Here is a 15,344-nt window from a genome sequence, read left to right as displayed (position 1 = left end):
GCCATCGACAGTTCACTTCCCATACTGTCCCAGGGTCCACCATTTCGCGGGCAAAAATATGTGAGGCACCGAGGGTGGTACGCGGGCGGTTTATCTGAGTCTCGTCGTGTTCTGGAAATCAGGGTCAGAGTTCTGCATCATTGAGCGCAAGCCGCAAGTTATATGGATTCCTCGTCCCTTCGGTGCCAGGCAAACCAGGCGACCACACAGAAGGCTGCGAGCATGACGAGGTCAGCGATGAACGCAACTGGGACAGATCGAGATATCCGCGCAACCGGGAACGCAGCCGCCGCAAATACCAACGACACAGCGCTCCAGCGGGGCGTGAGCCCGGTCCACCAATGCATTGCGCCCAAGGACAAAAGCGCGACCGGAAAGAGCGGTCCGGCCAGAATCAGCACAATAGCCACCGGGAGTGGGTAGATGTCGAAAGTAGCTAGCGAGCGAAACTCGGTGATACCGAACACACTCTCAAACACGCCTTGCAGCCCGAACGCGACGGTGCCGAACATGCCGATCAGCACCAGAAGCATCCATAGCCCCGACAGAAGGGGAAACCGGGGGCGGAGGGCGTTGTATTCCCCAATGAGTCCGTACACCCAGGGCACGGCGGCTATGGCAATGAGAAGCCCGCCGGTCACTCCATAGTGTCCGTCGATCCAGAAGAGCGGTGACAGGGCGAACAGCAAGGGTCCGATAATCAGACCAAGGCTTTCCAAACGGCGTACCACCATGCCCAAAGAGTAACACTGCCAAAGCTCTGGCGCTTAGCCTCGAGTTTTCATAGCGGTGTGGTCTCGATGGGTGGGAGGCATAGAGAAAGGTGCTCCTGGCCTGGGATGATACGGGGTGTTGAAGCTCGTAGCCATCCGCCGGAAGGAGCACCTTTCAGGTGTCCCACCCTACCTTGTTCTTCTACCCCCGTCCGCGTTCTTCTACCCCCGTCCGCGCGTGGACATCGCCGAGGTCCCGGCCCTCTCGCATGCTGGTGCGGTGCTGCTGACCGACACGATCCACGCCACCGGCCTCGCCTCTTCGCTGCGGGAAGCACTGGCTCCGTGGACGAAGCCGCTGGCCGAGCACCACGCGGCGAAGGTCCTGCTGGACCTCGCACTCACTCTCGCAATCGGCGGGGAGCATGCTTCGGATACTGATCTGCTGCGTTGCGAGCCGGGCCTGTTCGGTGATGTCGCCTCGGCCCCCACGATCTCCCGCACGCTCACCACCCTCGCCCAGGACGCGCCCACCGTGATCGAGGCGATCTCGAAAGCCCGCCGGGCCGCGCGTGAACAGGCCTGGGCCCTGGCCGGAGACCATTCCCCGACTGTGGGGGCGAGCGTGAAGAGCCCGCTGGTCATCGACCTCGACGCCACCCTGATCACCGCCCACAGTGAGAAGGAGCAGGCCGCACCGACGTTCAAACGCGGCTTCGGATACCACCCGTTGTGTGCGTTCCTTGACCACGGCAGCGACGGGACCGGGGAACCACTGGCGATCCAGCTGCGCCCCGGCAACGCCGGCTCGAACACGGCTGCTGATCACATCACCGTCACCCGTGACGCTCTGGCCCAGCTGCCTGCGGGCCTGCTGGCTCGGGGTGGTCGGGGATCGAAGAAGATCTTGATCCGCACCGACGGGGCCGGCGGCACCAAAGACTTCCTGGCCTGGCTCCAGCGGCAGCGTCTGGCCTACTCGGTCGGGTTCACCCTCCCTGCGAACACGCCTGACCTACTGGAACGTATCGACGAGGCAAAGGCGTGGACCCCCGCCTACGACAGCGAGGACGAGGGGATCCGCGAGGGGACATGGGTGGCGGAGCTGACCGGGCTGCTGGATCTTCAGGGTTGGCCGCCCGGGATGCGGGTGATCGTGCGGAAGGAACGTCCTCATCCTGGGGCGCAGCTGCGGATCACCGATCACGAGGGGATGCGCATCACCGCGTTCGCCACCAACTCCCCGCGCGGCCAGCTTCCCGTCCTGGAACTGCGGCACCGTCGCCGTGCACGCTGCGAAGACCGGATCCGTAACGCCAAGGACATGGGCCTTGAGAAGTTCCCGCTGCAGTCCTTCGCGCAGAACCAGATCTGGTGCCAGATCATCCAACTCGCCTCCGAGCTCGTCGCCTGGATGCAAACCATCGCCTTCACCAGGCACGACGCGAGGAAATGGGAACCCAAACGGCTCCGCGCGCGGTTGTTCGAGATCCCCGCGACCCTCGTGCGCCGCGCCCGGCACAAGGTCCTCCACCTCGCCGAACATGCACCCGAAGCCGTGAGGGTCCTGACCGGCGTCAACCGGCTCCGCACCACCGTCGCACAGACCTAACCCGGCGAGACCACCCGCCCCTACGACCAGCAGCTCCTCTTCTCGGGAGTGGAACCCGACCGCCCGCAACGGACACTGCGACGATCTGTCATACCCGAATGCCAGAATCAGCAGCTCAACACCGGCAACGACGCCGACCCACCCCGCTCACCAGCCCCATGAAACATCGAGGCTAGGGCATCCTGCTCAGGAGCGTCCATCTCGAACCATTCAGGCGCTTAGAATAGTGGGTCCACCAGTACTGAGTCCGCGGCCGGGTATTCGTCGGCCCATGTGTGTTCCCTCGGGTGTAGCACGAACGCGCTCTCCGTTCTCAGGCCGCCAGCCGTGGTCGAGTCGTTTGGTACCGTCGCTGTGGTGCGGGTTCTGTGTTCGTTCGCTGGGGGAGCGGGTCATCTCGTTCCGCAGGCGCCGCTGCATCGTGCCCTCGCTTCGGCCGGCCACGAGTTGACGCTTGCCGGGCGCGCTTCCGCGGTTGCCGCTGTCCCTCGCGGCATCTATAGCCGCATCGTTGAGCGGCCGGACCGGAGAAGCGAGCTCGCCGAAGCGATCGCTCCCCTCGCGCCGGTGGACATCGAACATGAGTTGTCCGTGATCGAGCGCCATTTCGCCGGGCGCGCGGCCCTTGGCACGGCTGCGGCGCTGGACGAGGAGCTGCGCGGGGTCGACCTCGTCGTCTGCGACGAAGTCGACTTCGGCGCCATCGCCGCAGCGCAACGGGCGCGGATCCCGGTCGTCGTCGTCGCGGTGATCGCGTCCGGCGCGCTCGTGCGACCAGAGCGACTCACCGATGCGCTCGATGCGCTCCGTGATCAGCTCGGCGTCCCGGAGCCGATCCGCCCGTACGGAGACTTCTTCGTCGTCCCGTTCACCCCTTCAATGCGAGATCCGCGCTTCCCCGCCCCCACCGACGCTTTGTGGATGCAGCCTCGTGCGGGCTCGCCGTCCGATTCCGACGGGTCGATAGTTGCGACGCTCGGCACCGAGTTCAACACGGAATCTGGCGACCTGTTCAGTCGGATCCTCACAGCACTCTCGGTCACCGATAGGAGCGCGGTCGTGGCGATTGGTTGTGACCTGGACCCGAAACGCTTCGGGACGCAACCCCCGCATGTGCGGGTGGAACGGTTCGTCGACCTCGATACCGTGATCTCTCGTGCGAGTCTCGTGCTCCATCACGGCGGGAGCGGTCTGTTCCTGCGCTCGGTCTTGGGCGGAGCACCCCAGATCGTCCTCCCGATGGGAGCGGATCAGCCGTTCACGGCTGACAGCGTGAACCGGCTAGGTCTCGGCCAGGTTCTCGACCCAATTACGGTGACAGCCCACGAGATCGTCGAAGCGGTCACCGAACTTCTGGCGGACGAACGGGCACGCAGCCGAACCGCACAACTTCGCCGCTCCGTGCTGGAGCTCCCAAAACCGACGACCATCGTCGAACATCTTGAAGCGGCACTTCGGTGACAATCCGCTCATGCTCGAGGAAGCCGCCAGGCGCAGGCACCGGACGGGCTATTCGCGCAGTTCGAATAATTGGGTCCACCAGTACTAGGTCGACCCGCCCTTCCTTAAGGGCACGCCAGCGGTTCGAGGTATTCCGCTGCCACCGGTGGCCATGAATTACCTCGAATCGGGAAGCGAGCGCGCCCGCCCTTCGTTAAGAGGGCAGGGCTAGGCCGTAGGGGTCTAGCGGGCGGGGCACCCGCCGACGACGAGACATAGGATCGACCGCGTGACGCACTACCTCGACCATGCTGCAGCGACGCCGATGCTTCCGGCGGCGCGCGAGGCGATGCTCGAGCAACTCGCCCTGACCGGCAATTCATCGTCCCTGCACGGCTCTGGCCGCGCCGCTCGGCGGGTGGTCGAAGAGTCGCGTGAGCGGATCGGTGCGGCGCTCGGCGCGCGCCCCTCCGAGGTGATCTTCACCTCCGGTGGCACCGAGGCCGACAACCTGGCGGTCAAGGGTGCTTGGCTCGCTGCCGAGCGCACCAACCCCAGCCGCCGTCGCCTCGTCGTGAGCGGCGTCGAGCATCACGCAGTCCTCGACCCGGTCGAGTACCTCGCCACCGAGAAGGGGGCGGAGGTCACCTGGGTCGAACCGGGAGAGTGTGGGGTCGTCCAGCCCTCGTCGGTCGCCGATGCTCTCGCCGAGGACCCGGGGACGACCGCCCTGGTCTCGGTCATGTGGGCCAACAACGAGGTCGGAACGGTCCAGGATGTCGCGGCGATGGCCGCCACGGCCAAGGCCGACGGCACCCCCTTCCATACCGATGCGGTCCAGGCCGTCGGTCACCTGCCGGTGAACTTCGCCGAGTCCGGCGCCGACCTGATGAGCGTCACCGCGCACAAGCTCGGTGGGCCGGTCGGGATCGGTGCCTTGATCGCGGCTCGGGACGCGGAGCTGGTCCCGCTGACCCATGGCGGTGGACAGGAGCGCCAACTGCGAAGTGGGACCCTCCCGGTCGCGGCCATCCGGGCCTTCGCGGTCGCGCTCGATGAGGTCGTCGAGCGCCGCGAGCGAGAGGCGAAGCGGGTGGCGGCGCTGCGCGATCGCTTCCTCGACGGTGCGCTCGCGCTCGATCTCGGCGTCCGCGTGACCGGCTGCTGGGAGCCGGGCGATGTCACGACGCGGCTGCCCGGCAATGCCCACGTCACCATCCCGGGGGCCCAGGGAGACTCTTTGCTCTACCTGCTCGATGCGGCCGGGATCGAGTGCTCGACCGGGTCAGCCTGCCAAGCCGGGATCCCGCAGCCGAGCCATGTCGTGCTCGCGATGGGCCGCAGCGAAGCCGAGGCCAACGGGTCGTTGCGCATCTCCTTCGGCTGGACCTCCACCGATGAGGACGTCGACGCCGTGCTCGCCGCGCTTCCCGATGCCATCGGGCGAGCCCGAATGGCCGGTGGCTGATCCGATGAGAGTGGTCGCCGCGATGAGTGGTGGGGTCGATTCGGCCGTCGCCGCAGCACGCATGATCGACGCCGGGCACGATGTGGTCGGCGTGCACCTCGCCCTGTCCCGCAACGCCGCCACCTTGCGTGAGTCGGCCCGCGGCTGCTGCACCATCGAGGATGCGGGAGATGCCCGTCGCGTCGCCGACCGGCTCGGGATCCCCTTCTACGTGTGGGACCTCGCGGGCCGCTTCGAGCAGGACGTGGTCCAAGACTTCATTGCCGAGTACCAGGCCGGGCGTACCCCCAACCCGTGCCTGCGCTGCAATGAGTCGATCAAGTTCGCCGCCCTGCTCGATAAGGCGCTCGCGCTCGGCTTCGACGCGGTCGCGACGGGGCACTACGCACAGATCGTGGACGGCCCGGCGGGGCGCGAGTTGCATCGCGCAGTCGACCCGGCCAAAGACCAGTCCTATGTGCTCGGCGTCCTCGACGCCGAGCAACTGGCCCGGGCCTTCTTCCCCCTTGGGGACACGACCAAGCCCGACATCCGCGCCGAGGCCGCCGAGCGCGGCTTTTCGATCGCGAAGAAGCCGGACAGCCACGACATCTGCTTCATCCCCGACGGTGACACGCGCGCGTGGTTGACCCGCCGACTCGGTGAGCAGCCGGGCGAGTTGGTCGACGCGACGACCGGGGAGGTCATGGGGGAGCACCAGGGCGCGTACGGCTTCACGATCGGCCAGCGCCGAGGTCTTGGGCTGGACCGCTCGTCGTTGGACGGCCAACCCCGCTATGTGACCGGCATCGATGCCACCCGCAACCAGGTCCTCATCGGGACCGCTGACCTGCTTGGCGTGGACCGGCTCACCGGCACCCACGTGCGGTGGTGTGGCGAGCCGCCGGAGGGGTCGGTGGCGGTCGGTGCGCAGGTGCGCGCACACGGCGAAGAGATCCCCGCCCGCGCCGAGGTGATCGACGTGGGCGGCGAGGCTCAGGTGGTCGTCGACCTCTCCGAGCGCGTGCGCGGCGTGGCACCGGGCCAGTCGGTCGTGCTCTATGACGGCACCCGGGTGATCGGCTCTGCCACAATCGCCGGGTGATGGACCACGCGCTTCAGCGCTACCCCGACCGCGAACGCGTTGAGCGCGCCTTACTCGATGCGTTGCTCGATGAGGTGATGGTCGCCACCGTGAGCATCGTCGCCGATGGTGAACCGGTCGCCGTCCCCTACCTATTCGCTCGGGACGGGGATCGCCTCCTCATTCACGGGTCCACCGGTGCCGGCACCCTCCGCCGGATCGCGAGCGGTACGCCGGTCGTCATATCGGTGATGTCGCTCGACGGGATCGTGGTCGCCGAGTCGACCTTCAACTCGTCCGCCAACTACCGCTCGGCCACTCTGCGCGGGACGATGAACCTGGTCACCGGCGCCGACAAAAAGGCCGCAGTGGGCCTGCTCAGCGACCGGATCCTTCCGGGTCGAAACGCCGAAACCCGCCCGCTCTCCGGCAAGGAGTACGCCGCGACCATGGTGCTCGCCTTGGACATCGCGCCGGGCCAATGGATCTACAAGGAACGCACCGGCGGAGTCGGCGATCCCGAAGAGGGTGTGCCTGCGCCGGGCGTCTGGGCCGGCGTGATCCCCCTTCGGCTGATGGCCGGGGAACCCGTGCGCGAGTCCTGGTCCGATGCCGAACTCCCTGACTCGGTGCGCGCCCGGGTGGCCGAGCAGGGCGGGCCGGCCACGTAGGCTGCGCGGCGTGACCCTCGCTTCTGGCATCGGTTCGTGGCCCGGCACCGACCCTCGCTCGGCCATCGGAGCCGTGCGCGATCTGCTCCTCGACGGGATCCCGTACCTGCCCGAACTCCCCGCCCGGGGGCCGGGTGCGGAGATGATCGGCCGGGCCGCGGGCCTGCTCATCGACCTCCACGTCGATCGGCAACCGGCAGGATGGCGCTTCGTCGACCGGCCGGGTCGCGATGCCGCGCGGACCGCTGCCTACCTGCGCGAGGACCTCGACGAACTCGCCGAGGCCTACGACGGGTGGACCGGACCGCTCAAGGTCCAAGTCACCGGCCCCTGGACGCTCGCGGCGAGCGTTGAACTCACCCGAGGGGAGCGCTCGGTGAGCGACCCGGGCGCCCGCCGAGAGATCGCCGCGTCCCTCGCCGAAGGGGCTCGCGCTCACCTCGCACGGGTCCAAGCGCTCGTCCCGGGTGCGCAACTGGTCCTCCAGGTCGACGAGCCCGCCCTTCCGGCCGTGCTCGCCGGCACCCTGCCGACCCAATCGGGGTATGGCCGGTTGCGCTCGGTCGATCGAGCTGAGGTCTCAAGCGGCCTCGAAGAGGTCCTCGCCGCGGCCGGGGAGCGGCCCACGGTCGTGCATTGCTGCCACCCCGAGGCCCCGGTCGCGCTCATCGTCGGGACCGGGACCTCGGCGGTCTCGCTTGACCTGGGATACCTCGGGACCTCCGCTTGGGATCAGGTCGCGGCCGCCGTCGAAGGGGGCACGACCTTGTGGGCCGGAGCGGTCCCGACGACAGGCGAGAGCGCCGCCGACTGGCGCGCGGTACAAGACGCGGTCCTGCGGCCGTGGCGTGAGGTGGGCTTGCCGGACGCCGACCTGGCCCGGGTGGTCGTGACCCCGTCGTGCGGCCTCGCAGGCCTCCCCCCTTCGCTGGCGATCGCCCGCCAACGCACGGCTGTCGAAGCCGCCCGCGCCCTCACCGACCTCTAACGCAAATGCCCGGGCATTTGCGTGAGAAAATGCCCGGGCATTTGCGGTCAAGAAGGGGGAGGGAGGGCCTTCGTCCGCTGGGTTACTCGGCGGGGGCGTGGACCTCGCGGCGCAGGATCTTGCCGGTCGGGCCCTTCGGGAGTTCGTCGAGGGTCCAGATCCGCCGCGGGTACTTGTAGGCCGCGAGCCGCTCCTTGACGTAGGCCTGGATGTCCTCCAGGGTGGCCGTCGCGTCGGGCTTGAGCGCCACGGCGGCACCGATCTCCTCGCCCATGAGCTCGTCGGGGATCGCGACCACCGCGACCTCGACGACGTCCGGGTGGGTGTAGATCACCTCTTCGACCTCGCGCGGGTAGACGTTCATCCCGCCGCGGATGATCATGTCCTTCTTGCGGTCGACGATCGTGTAGTAGCCGTCCTCGTCGACTGTCGCGAGGTCACCGGTGCGGAACCAGCCGTCGGGGATCGCCGCGGAGGTCTCCTCGGGCTTGCGCCAGTAACCCTTCATCACGTTGTCACCGCGGATCACGATCTCGCCGACGCCGCCGCCAGCAGGGACGTCCTTGCCGTCCTCGTCGATGAGCTTCATCTCGCAACCGGGGATGGCGCGACCGATCGTGCCGGGCTTGGTCGGCGCGTCGGGCATGTTGAAGGACGCCACCGGGCTCGTCTCGGAGAGGCCGTAGCCCTCCAGAATCTGCGCGTCGAAGGTCTCCTCGAAGGCGCGCATCGTGTCCTCCGGCAGGGCCGAGCCACCGGATACGCACGTCCGCAGGCTGGAGGTATCGGTGCTCGAGGCGGCGGGGTGATGCAGCATCGCCCCGTACATGGTCGGGACGCCCTGGAAGATCGTGACCTTGTCCCGCTCGATCACCTCGAGCGCCTTGCCGGGCTCGAAGCGGGGGATCAGGGTCAGGGTCGCGCCCCGGCGGACCGCGGCGTTGAGCCCGCACGTCAGACCGAAGACGTGGAAGAGGGGGAGGCAGCCCATGATCACGTCATCGGGGCTCATCTCCATGATGACCTCGGCCGAGCGCTCGGCGTTCAGGCGCAGGTTCTTGTGGGTGAGCTCGGCCCCCTTCGGCTTGCCGGTGGTCCCAGAGGTGTAGAGGATCACCGCGGTGTCCTCATCGGCCCGCTCGACCGGAACGGCGATCGGGTCGCCCGCCGGGAGGTCCTCGACGTTCGGACCGAGCGGTCCCGAGACGATGACCTTGGTGTCGAGTCCCTCGGCACCAGCGACCGCTTCGGGCGCGAAGTCGCCCCAGACGAAGGCGAGGTCGGCGCCGGAGTCGCCGAAGAAGTACTCGAGTTCGCCCGCCTTGAGCAGGGGGTTCAGGGGGACCACGGTGCCACCGGCGAGGAGGGTGCCGTAGAAGAGGATCGGGTAGGCGGGGATATTCGGCAGGATCAACGCGACCCGGTCGCCCGGCTCGATCCCCGCCTTCTTCAGCGCGCCGGCGGTCTGCGCAGCGAGGCCGAAGAGCTGAGACCAGGTCAGCTCGGCATCGTCGAGTTTGATCGCCACCGAATCGGGGTGCGCTTGGGCGGTCGCGACGAGATTGCTCGCCAGGTTGGTCATCATTGACTCCTGAGGGATGGTCCGAAGGGCGGATGCCTCATCTTGCACGGTGGTTCGCTCCGAGCGGAACCCTTGAGCCGCACGAGTTTTCGCCGCTGCCAGCCCTGGAGGATCGGGTCGTTAGACCGAAGGGGGATCCGGTGCCCAGTTCGCGACGGTCACCGGCTCAACCCCGGTCACCGCGGCGAGATCGCGAGCGGCCGCCTCTGGCTCGGCGGTGATGAAGAGCAGGGCAAGGGCGGGGACCCGCATCGTCGGGGTCTCGTGGCCGGTGCGCGGGCGGGGCCAGGGGCTCGCGACGTACTGCTCTTCGGTAAAGATCAGCCCTACTGTCGGTTGCCCGCCAAAGCCCAGAACCGGCCAGCCCTGGCTGTACTCGCCGGGCCGTTCGAGGTCGCCGGTGCGCAGTTCCGCAAGCTGATGGAGCGGCACGCGGACCGGCTCGGCGAGGTACACCGATTGGACAATCAGATCCTCACCCTCTCGGCGCACCGTTGTCGGCGTCTGCTGCTCTTCGCGCGTTGCCCGCAGCGCGGACGACCAGCCCGGCACGAGCCAGATGACGGCGACCAGCCAGAGCAGCCCCGCACCCGACATCCCGTCGTCAAAAAGCCAGACGATGAGGCCGAGGAGGAGCGCGAAGAGGACCATCGCGCCGACGCGTGTCGCGATGGCGCGGGAGCGCTCGGGGCCACGCGCCGGCGCGATGACGATCGTTTCGGGCATGGGGTTAAAGGTACCGGCGAGCCCAGCGATCGCCGGATCGTCGGTGGGCTGCGGCAGGATGTCTCTTGTGACGACGACCCCCGATCCGATCCGGCACGAGTGGAGCGATCTGGCCGAGCAGGCTCTTGCCCACCAGTTCGCGTACCACGTCAAGGACGCGCCGACGGCCAGCGACGGTGAGTACGACGCCCTCATCCGGCGCCTCAACACGCTCGAAGAGGAGTACCCCGAGTTACGGACCCCGCAGAGCCCGACCCAACAGGTCGGCGGAGCGGTCTTTTCCACGGAATTCACCGCGGTGGATCACCGGGAGCGAATGCTCAGCTTGGACAACGCCTTCACTCCGGAGGAGATGCTCGCTTGGGACGCGCGCATTCAGCGCGAGCTCGGGCGCGCCCCGCAGTACCTCTGCGAGCTGAAGATCGATGGCCTCGCGATCAACCTGCTCTACGAAGGGGGACGCCTCACCCGGGCGCTCACCCGCGGTGATGGGCGGACCGGGGAGGACGTCACGCTCAACGTGCGGACCATGGACGATGTGCCGGTGGTCTTAACCGGTGACGCGGGGGTGCCCGTCCCGGAGGTCGTCGAGGTCCGCGGTGAGGTCTTCTTCCCGATTGAGGCCTTCGCCGATCTCAATGCCTCACTCGTCGAGGCGGGCAAGTCCCCCTTCGCCAATCCGCGCAACGCGGCCGCCGGATCACTGCGGCAGAAGGACCCTCGGGTCACCGCGACCCGGCCGCTCCACATGTTGGTGCATGGGATCGGCGCGCGGACCGGCTTCGAGATCGAGCGGCAGTCGCAGGCGTACGAGCTCCTCCACGCCTGGGGGCTGCCGACATCGACGCACTACCGGATCTTCGACACGATCGCCGACGTCCAGGAGTTCATCGACGGGTACGCCGAGCAGCGGCACAGCGTCGAGCACGAGATCGACGGCATCGTCGTCAAGGTCGACGACATCGCCGCCCAGCGCCAGCTCGGGACGACCTCGCGCGCTCCGCGCTGGGCGATCGCCTATAAGTACCCCCCCGAAGAGGTCAACACCCAACTGCTCGATATCCAGGTCAATGTCGGGCGCACCGGCCGGGTGACCCCCTTCGGCCTGATGGAGCCGGTCACCGTCGCCGGCTCGACCGTCTCGATGGCGACCTTGCACAACGCGCACGAGGTCAAGCGCAAGGGCGTGCTGATCGGGGACACCGTCGTGCTGCGGAAGGCCGGCGATGTGATCCCCGAGATTCTCGGCCCGGTGGTGGAGTTGCGTGATGGCTCCGAGCGCGAGTTCGTGATGCCCACCCACTGCCCGTCCTGCGGCACCGAGCTCGGCGCGCAGAAGGAGGGCGATAAGGACATCCGGTGCCCCAACGCGCGGTCCTGTCCCTCGCAGTTGCGCGAGCGCCTCTTCGGACTCGCCTCGCGTGGTGCCTTCGATATCGAGGCGCTGGGGTGGGAGGGGGCGATCGCTCTGCTCGAGTCCGGGGTGCTCGAGGACGAATCGACCCTGTTTTCTTTGACGGCTGAGCAGCTACGGCAGGTGCCGCTCTACACTCGGATGGCCAAGAAGGGCGATGACCCGGACGCGATCACCGACGGCAGGGTGCTATCCGCTAATGGCGCGAAGCTGATCGAGAACCTGGCTGTGGCGAAGGAGCAGCCGCTGTGGCGCGTCCTCGTCGCCTCGTCGATCCGCCACGTCGGCCCGACCGCGGCGCGGGCCCTCGCGCAGCACTTCGGGTCGATGGCCGCGATCCGTGAGGCCAGCGCCGAAGATCTCGCCGCCGTCGACGGAGTGGGCCCGACGATCGCGGCATCGGTGCGCGAGTGGTTCGACGGGGACGGCAATGACTGGCATCGCGCGATTGTCGAGCGGTGGGCCGCCGACGGCGTGCGAATGGCCGACGAGCGTGACGAGAGCATCACGCCCACGCTCGAGGGACTGACCGTGGTCGTCACCGGATCGCTCGAGGGATTCACCCGGGATCAGGCGAAGGAGGCGATCCTCGCCCGAGGCGGCAAGGCGGCCGGGTCGGTGAGCAAGAAGACCGACTGGGTGGTCGTCGGACCCGGCGCGGGATCCAAGGAGACCAAGGCCCGCGAGCTAGGCCTGAAGATCCTCGATGAGGCGCAATTCGTCGAGCTCCTCGAGACCGGCGCTGTTGCGGCCTTCCCGGACGAGCCCGGCGAGGACGATTAGTCCACCAGCGCTTTGATCAGGAAAGCGATCGGGACGAGTTGGTGCTGCGGCCAGCGACCTCACCATAGGCACGTGAGCCGGTCAGCGCCGTAGGTACCAATGCGCAGGTGGGTGCTCCGGCGCTTTCGTAGGGTGGCGGGCATGCCTCAGGTCACCGCGCAGACCCACGTCCCGATCCCGCCGGACCTCGCCTATGCCGTCTCGCAGACCCACGGCGACGTCCGCAAGCGGTGGGACCCCTTCATCCGGCAGCAGTACTTCCTCGACGGCGCGACCGAGCCAGCGGTGGGGGTCCGCACCTTCACTCGAGCCCGGGTGGGTCCCGCAATGATCAGCGAGTACGTTTCCTGGCGCCCCCCGACCTCGGTCGGGATGACGATGAGATCCGGCCCGTGGTTTTTCGAGCGCTTCGGTGGTGGCTGGCGCTTTACGGCCGACGGCGACGGCACGCTCGCCGTGTGGAAGTACACCTACGACGTCCGCCCGGCGTGGCTAGCGCCGATCGCTCATCCGATCGGCCAATGGCTGCTCGGGCGCGAAATCACCGCCCGGATCAACGCCTTCGCGCGCGCCTGCGAGGATCCGGTGGTGCTGGCTGCGGCACGTGAGAGCCTGACCGAGGGGTGACAAAGGGCGATGGCGCCACATCGCAGTGCGACGCGGCGCCATCGGGAGAAGGCGGGGCCGAGCAGGCCCAGCGGGATCAGCCGAGCGCGGCAACCGCCGCGTCGTAGTCCGGTTCGGTGGTGATCTCGTCGACGAGTTGGCTGTGCAAGACGGTGCCGTCACTGTCGACGACGACGACCGCGCGGGCCAGCAGACCGGCCATCGGGCCCCCGGCCAGGGTCACCCCGAAGTCCTCGCCGAAGCTGCTGCGAAAGGCCGAGCCGACCACGACCTTGTCGATGCCCTCGGCGCCGCAAAAGCGCGCCTGGGCGAAGGGGAGGTCCTCGCTGACGTTGACGACCGTCGTGTTGTCGAGACCGGCCGCGAGTTCGTTGAACGTGCGCACGCTGGTCGCGCAGACGCCGGTGTCGATGCTGGGGAAGATGTTGAGCACGACGCGGCCGTCGAAGTCGGAGGACTCGACGGACCCAAGATCCTGACCGACGAGCTTGAAGGCCGGGGCCTTGCTGCCGACGGCAGGGAGTTCACCGGAGGTGTTGACGGGGTTGCCCTTGAGTGCAGTGGTTGCCATGGACCCCACTCAACGCCATGAAGGGGGCCCGTGTCACCCCTTCGCCGGAAGCGGACCGGGACCGGCGACCTGCTCGCCGTGGCCCATCGAGGTCAGCCGCTCGCGCAGGCGCTCCGCTGCCGCATCGAAGCGCTCTGCAGAGACATCCTTCATCGGTGCGTGCGGGTCGAAGTCGGCGGCCGATGCGGCTGGCCACACATGGATGTGGAGGTGCGGGACGAGGAAACCCTCGAGCAACATCCCGATCCGGGGGACACCCCACTCCGCCTGCTGCGCCTCCGCGATGGTCTTCGCGACCTGCTGGACGTGCGTCCACGTCGCGTCGTCGGCATCGGTCCACTGCTCGATCTCGTCGCGCGTGACGACCATGGTGTGCCCGTCGGTCAAGGGTTCGATCGTCAAGAACGCGACGCACACGTCATCGGCCCACACAAAGCGACCGGGGATCTCGCCGTTGATGATCTTGGTGAAGAGGGTGGCCATGGCCTTCACCCTAAGAGGGATCGGGGGTGCCCGACTAGGGTGGGCGCATGCCCCAGGTGAGTGCGGATCGTGAGCTGCCGGTCTCGGCGGAGTGGCTCGGCGGCGCCCTTCCCGAGGGCCCTTCGCGAGTGCGGATCCCGAGGGTCATCGCCCGCGACGCGTCCGTGGCCTGGCGCGTGGACGACCTCGGTGATCGCGCCCGACTGGTGGTGCTGATCCGCTACACGGTCACCCAGCCTCGGCTGCGTCATGTCCTCACTCCCATCCTGCAGTTCATCCTCCGGCGCCGAGCCGAGCGTCTCGTCGCCGAGGCGAGCGCGGACGTGCTGGGCCGCATCCCGACCACGAGGAGTACCGGTGTCTGACCGCTTGCGGATCGCCGCAGCCCAGTTGACGAGCACGCCCGATCTCGACCACAACCTCGCTCTGGTCGAGCAGGCAAGCGCGGATGCCGCCGCGCAGGGGGCGCGAATTGTCGCGTGCCCCGAGGGGACCATGGCCCCCTTCACCGAACGCCTCGACACCCTGGCCGAGCCGCTCGATGGTCCCTTCGCCGACGGTGTACGAGCCATTGCCGAGCGCCACGGCATCACCGTGGTCGTCGGGATGTTTACCCCAGGAGATGAGGTCGACGGACGCCGCCGGGTCCGCAACACGCTGCTGCTCACCGGGCCCGGCGCCGAGGCGCATTACGACAAGATCCACCTCTACGACGCCTTCGGCACCCTCGAGTCCGAGACCGTGCAACCCGGTGAGAAGCACGTCATCGTCGAGGTCGAGGGCTGGCAGGTTGGCCTCGCCACGTGTTATGACGTGCGCTTCGCCGACCAGTTCACCGCGCTCGGGAGGCTTGGAGCCGAGCTCATCGTGCTGCCGACGTCCTGGGGTGATGGTCCCGGGAAGGCCGAGCAGTGGGATCTGCTCACCCGGGCTCGCGCCGCCGACGCGCAGGCCTGGCTGCTCGGGGCCGCCCAGGCCTGGCAAGAGAAGTCCATCAAGGGCCCCTACGGCATCGGCCGGTCCTGCGTCACCGGACCGATGGGTCAGGTGCGTGCCCGCATTGACGGAGCTCCCGCCCTGCTGGTGACCGATATCGATCGGGACGCGGTGCGCCAGGCCCGCGAGCGAGTCCCAATCCTGGCGACAACCCTTACCCGCTAGCGGAATTGGGGACTGGCAGGCCTTTGTGACCCGGGAGATGCT

15 protein-coding genes are annotated in these 15,344 nt (G+C 68.0%); 10 read left to right on the top strand and 5 right to left on the bottom strand.

Going from position 1 to position 15,344, the window contains the following annotated elements; translation table 11 throughout:
* Window positions 1-158 precede the first annotated feature (158 nt).
* Window positions 159-734, bottom strand: a complete 576-nt coding sequence (locus tag AB8K43_RS14340) for a hypothetical protein (RefSeq protein ID WP_047253612.1) — start codon at window positions 732-734, stop codon at window positions 159-161.
* Between the two features lie 217 nt (window positions 735-951).
* Between AB8K43_RS14340 and AB8K43_RS14335 the strand changes: the two genes are divergently transcribed.
* From AB8K43_RS14335 to AB8K43_RS14310, 6 genes are all read left to right on the top strand, one after another.
* On the top strand, window positions 952-2,325 hold the full coding sequence (locus tag AB8K43_RS14335; RefSeq protein ID WP_370894891.1) for an IS1380 family transposase: 1,374 nt from the start codon (window positions 952-954) through the stop codon (window positions 2,323-2,325).
* Between the two features lie 273 nt (window positions 2,326-2,598).
* Complete coding sequence (locus AB8K43_RS14330) at window positions 2,599-3,786, top strand: glycosyltransferase (RefSeq protein ID WP_370894890.1); 1,188 nt, start codon at window positions 2,599-2,601, stop codon at window positions 3,784-3,786.
* A gap of 268 nt (window positions 3,787-4,054) precedes the next feature.
* Complete coding sequence (locus AB8K43_RS14325) at window positions 4,055-5,233, top strand: cysteine desulfurase family protein (protein ID WP_370894889.1); 1,179 nt, start codon at window positions 4,055-4,057, stop codon at window positions 5,231-5,233.
* 4 nt (window positions 5,234-5,237) lie between these two features.
* Window positions 5,238-6,317: a tRNA 2-thiouridine(34) synthase MnmA gene (mnmA, locus tag AB8K43_RS14320; RefSeq protein ID WP_370894888.1), complete on the top strand. Its 1,080-nt coding sequence runs from the start codon at window positions 5,238-5,240 to the stop codon at window positions 6,315-6,317.
* Window positions 6,317-6,967, top strand: coding sequence for a pyridoxamine 5'-phosphate oxidase family protein (locus AB8K43_RS14315; RefSeq protein WP_370894892.1), 651 nt, complete (start codon window positions 6,317-6,319; stop codon window positions 6,965-6,967). The genes mnmA and AB8K43_RS14315 overlap by 1 nt, the downstream gene beginning before the upstream one ends.
* Before the next feature lie 10 nt (window positions 6,968-6,977).
* On the top strand, window positions 6,978-7,955 hold the full coding sequence (locus tag AB8K43_RS14310) for a methionine synthase (protein ID WP_370894887.1): 978 nt from the start codon (window positions 6,978-6,980) through the stop codon (window positions 7,953-7,955).
* An 82-nt stretch (window positions 7,956-8,037) separates the two neighbouring features.
* Here AB8K43_RS14310 and AB8K43_RS14305 read toward each other — a convergent pair whose 3' ends face one another.
* Together AB8K43_RS14305 and AB8K43_RS14300 are read right to left on the bottom strand one after the other, a co-directional pair.
* A complete protein-coding gene (locus AB8K43_RS14305) occupies window positions 8,038-9,537 on the bottom strand; it encodes a long-chain fatty acid--CoA ligase (protein ID WP_370894886.1) in 1,500 nt (499 codons plus the stop codon).
* A gap of 120 nt (window positions 9,538-9,657) precedes the next feature.
* The gene (locus AB8K43_RS14300) at window positions 9,658-10,263 is read right to left on the bottom strand and encodes a hypothetical protein (RefSeq protein ID WP_370894885.1); all 606 of its coding nucleotides are present in this window, start codon (window positions 10,261-10,263) and stop codon (window positions 9,658-9,660) included.
* Window positions 10,264-10,321: 58 nt separating this feature from the next.
* On the opposite strand from AB8K43_RS14300, the gene ligA reads away from it, so the two are divergent.
* The gene (ligA, locus tag AB8K43_RS14295; RefSeq protein ID WP_370894884.1) at window positions 10,322-12,460 is read left to right on the top strand and encodes an NAD-dependent DNA ligase LigA; all 2,139 of its coding nucleotides are present in this window, start codon (window positions 10,322-10,324) and stop codon (window positions 12,458-12,460) included.
* Window positions 12,461-12,601: 141 nt separating this feature from the next.
* Window positions 12,602-13,087, top strand: a complete 486-nt coding sequence (locus tag AB8K43_RS14290) for an SRPBCC family protein (RefSeq protein ID WP_370894883.1) — start codon at window positions 12,602-12,604, stop codon at window positions 13,085-13,087.
* Between the two features lie 76 nt (window positions 13,088-13,163).
* Here AB8K43_RS14290 and tpx read toward each other — a convergent pair whose 3' ends face one another.
* Both tpx and AB8K43_RS14280 read right to left on the bottom strand, forming a co-directional pair.
* Window positions 13,164-13,658, bottom strand: coding sequence for a thiol peroxidase (gene tpx, locus AB8K43_RS14285; protein ID WP_370894882.1), 495 nt, complete (start codon window positions 13,656-13,658; stop codon window positions 13,164-13,166).
* A gap of 33 nt (window positions 13,659-13,691) precedes the next feature.
* Window positions 13,692-14,141: an HIT family protein gene (locus AB8K43_RS14280; RefSeq protein WP_370894881.1), complete on the bottom strand. Its 450-nt coding sequence runs from the start codon at window positions 14,139-14,141 to the stop codon at window positions 13,692-13,694.
* A gap of 47 nt (window positions 14,142-14,188) precedes the next feature.
* Here AB8K43_RS14280 and AB8K43_RS14275 point away from each other — a divergent pair, with 47 nt between their 5' ends.
* Window positions 14,189-14,506: a hypothetical protein gene (locus AB8K43_RS14275; protein ID WP_370894880.1), complete on the top strand. Its 318-nt coding sequence runs from the start codon at window positions 14,189-14,191 to the stop codon at window positions 14,504-14,506.
* The gene (locus AB8K43_RS14270; RefSeq protein ID WP_370894879.1) at window positions 14,499-15,302 is read left to right on the top strand and encodes a nitrilase-related carbon-nitrogen hydrolase; all 804 of its coding nucleotides are present in this window, start codon (window positions 14,499-14,501) and stop codon (window positions 15,300-15,302) included. The genes AB8K43_RS14275 and AB8K43_RS14270 overlap by 8 nt, the downstream gene beginning before the upstream one ends.
* The last annotated feature ends 42 nt before the right edge of the window (window positions 15,303-15,344 follow it).

This window comes from Janibacter sp. GXQ6167 (genome assembly GCF_041365945.1).
GTDB lineage: Bacteria > Actinomycetota > Actinomycetes > Actinomycetales > Dermatophilaceae > JBGFSK01.
This window is presented reverse-complemented; position numbering and strand designations above follow the sequence as displayed.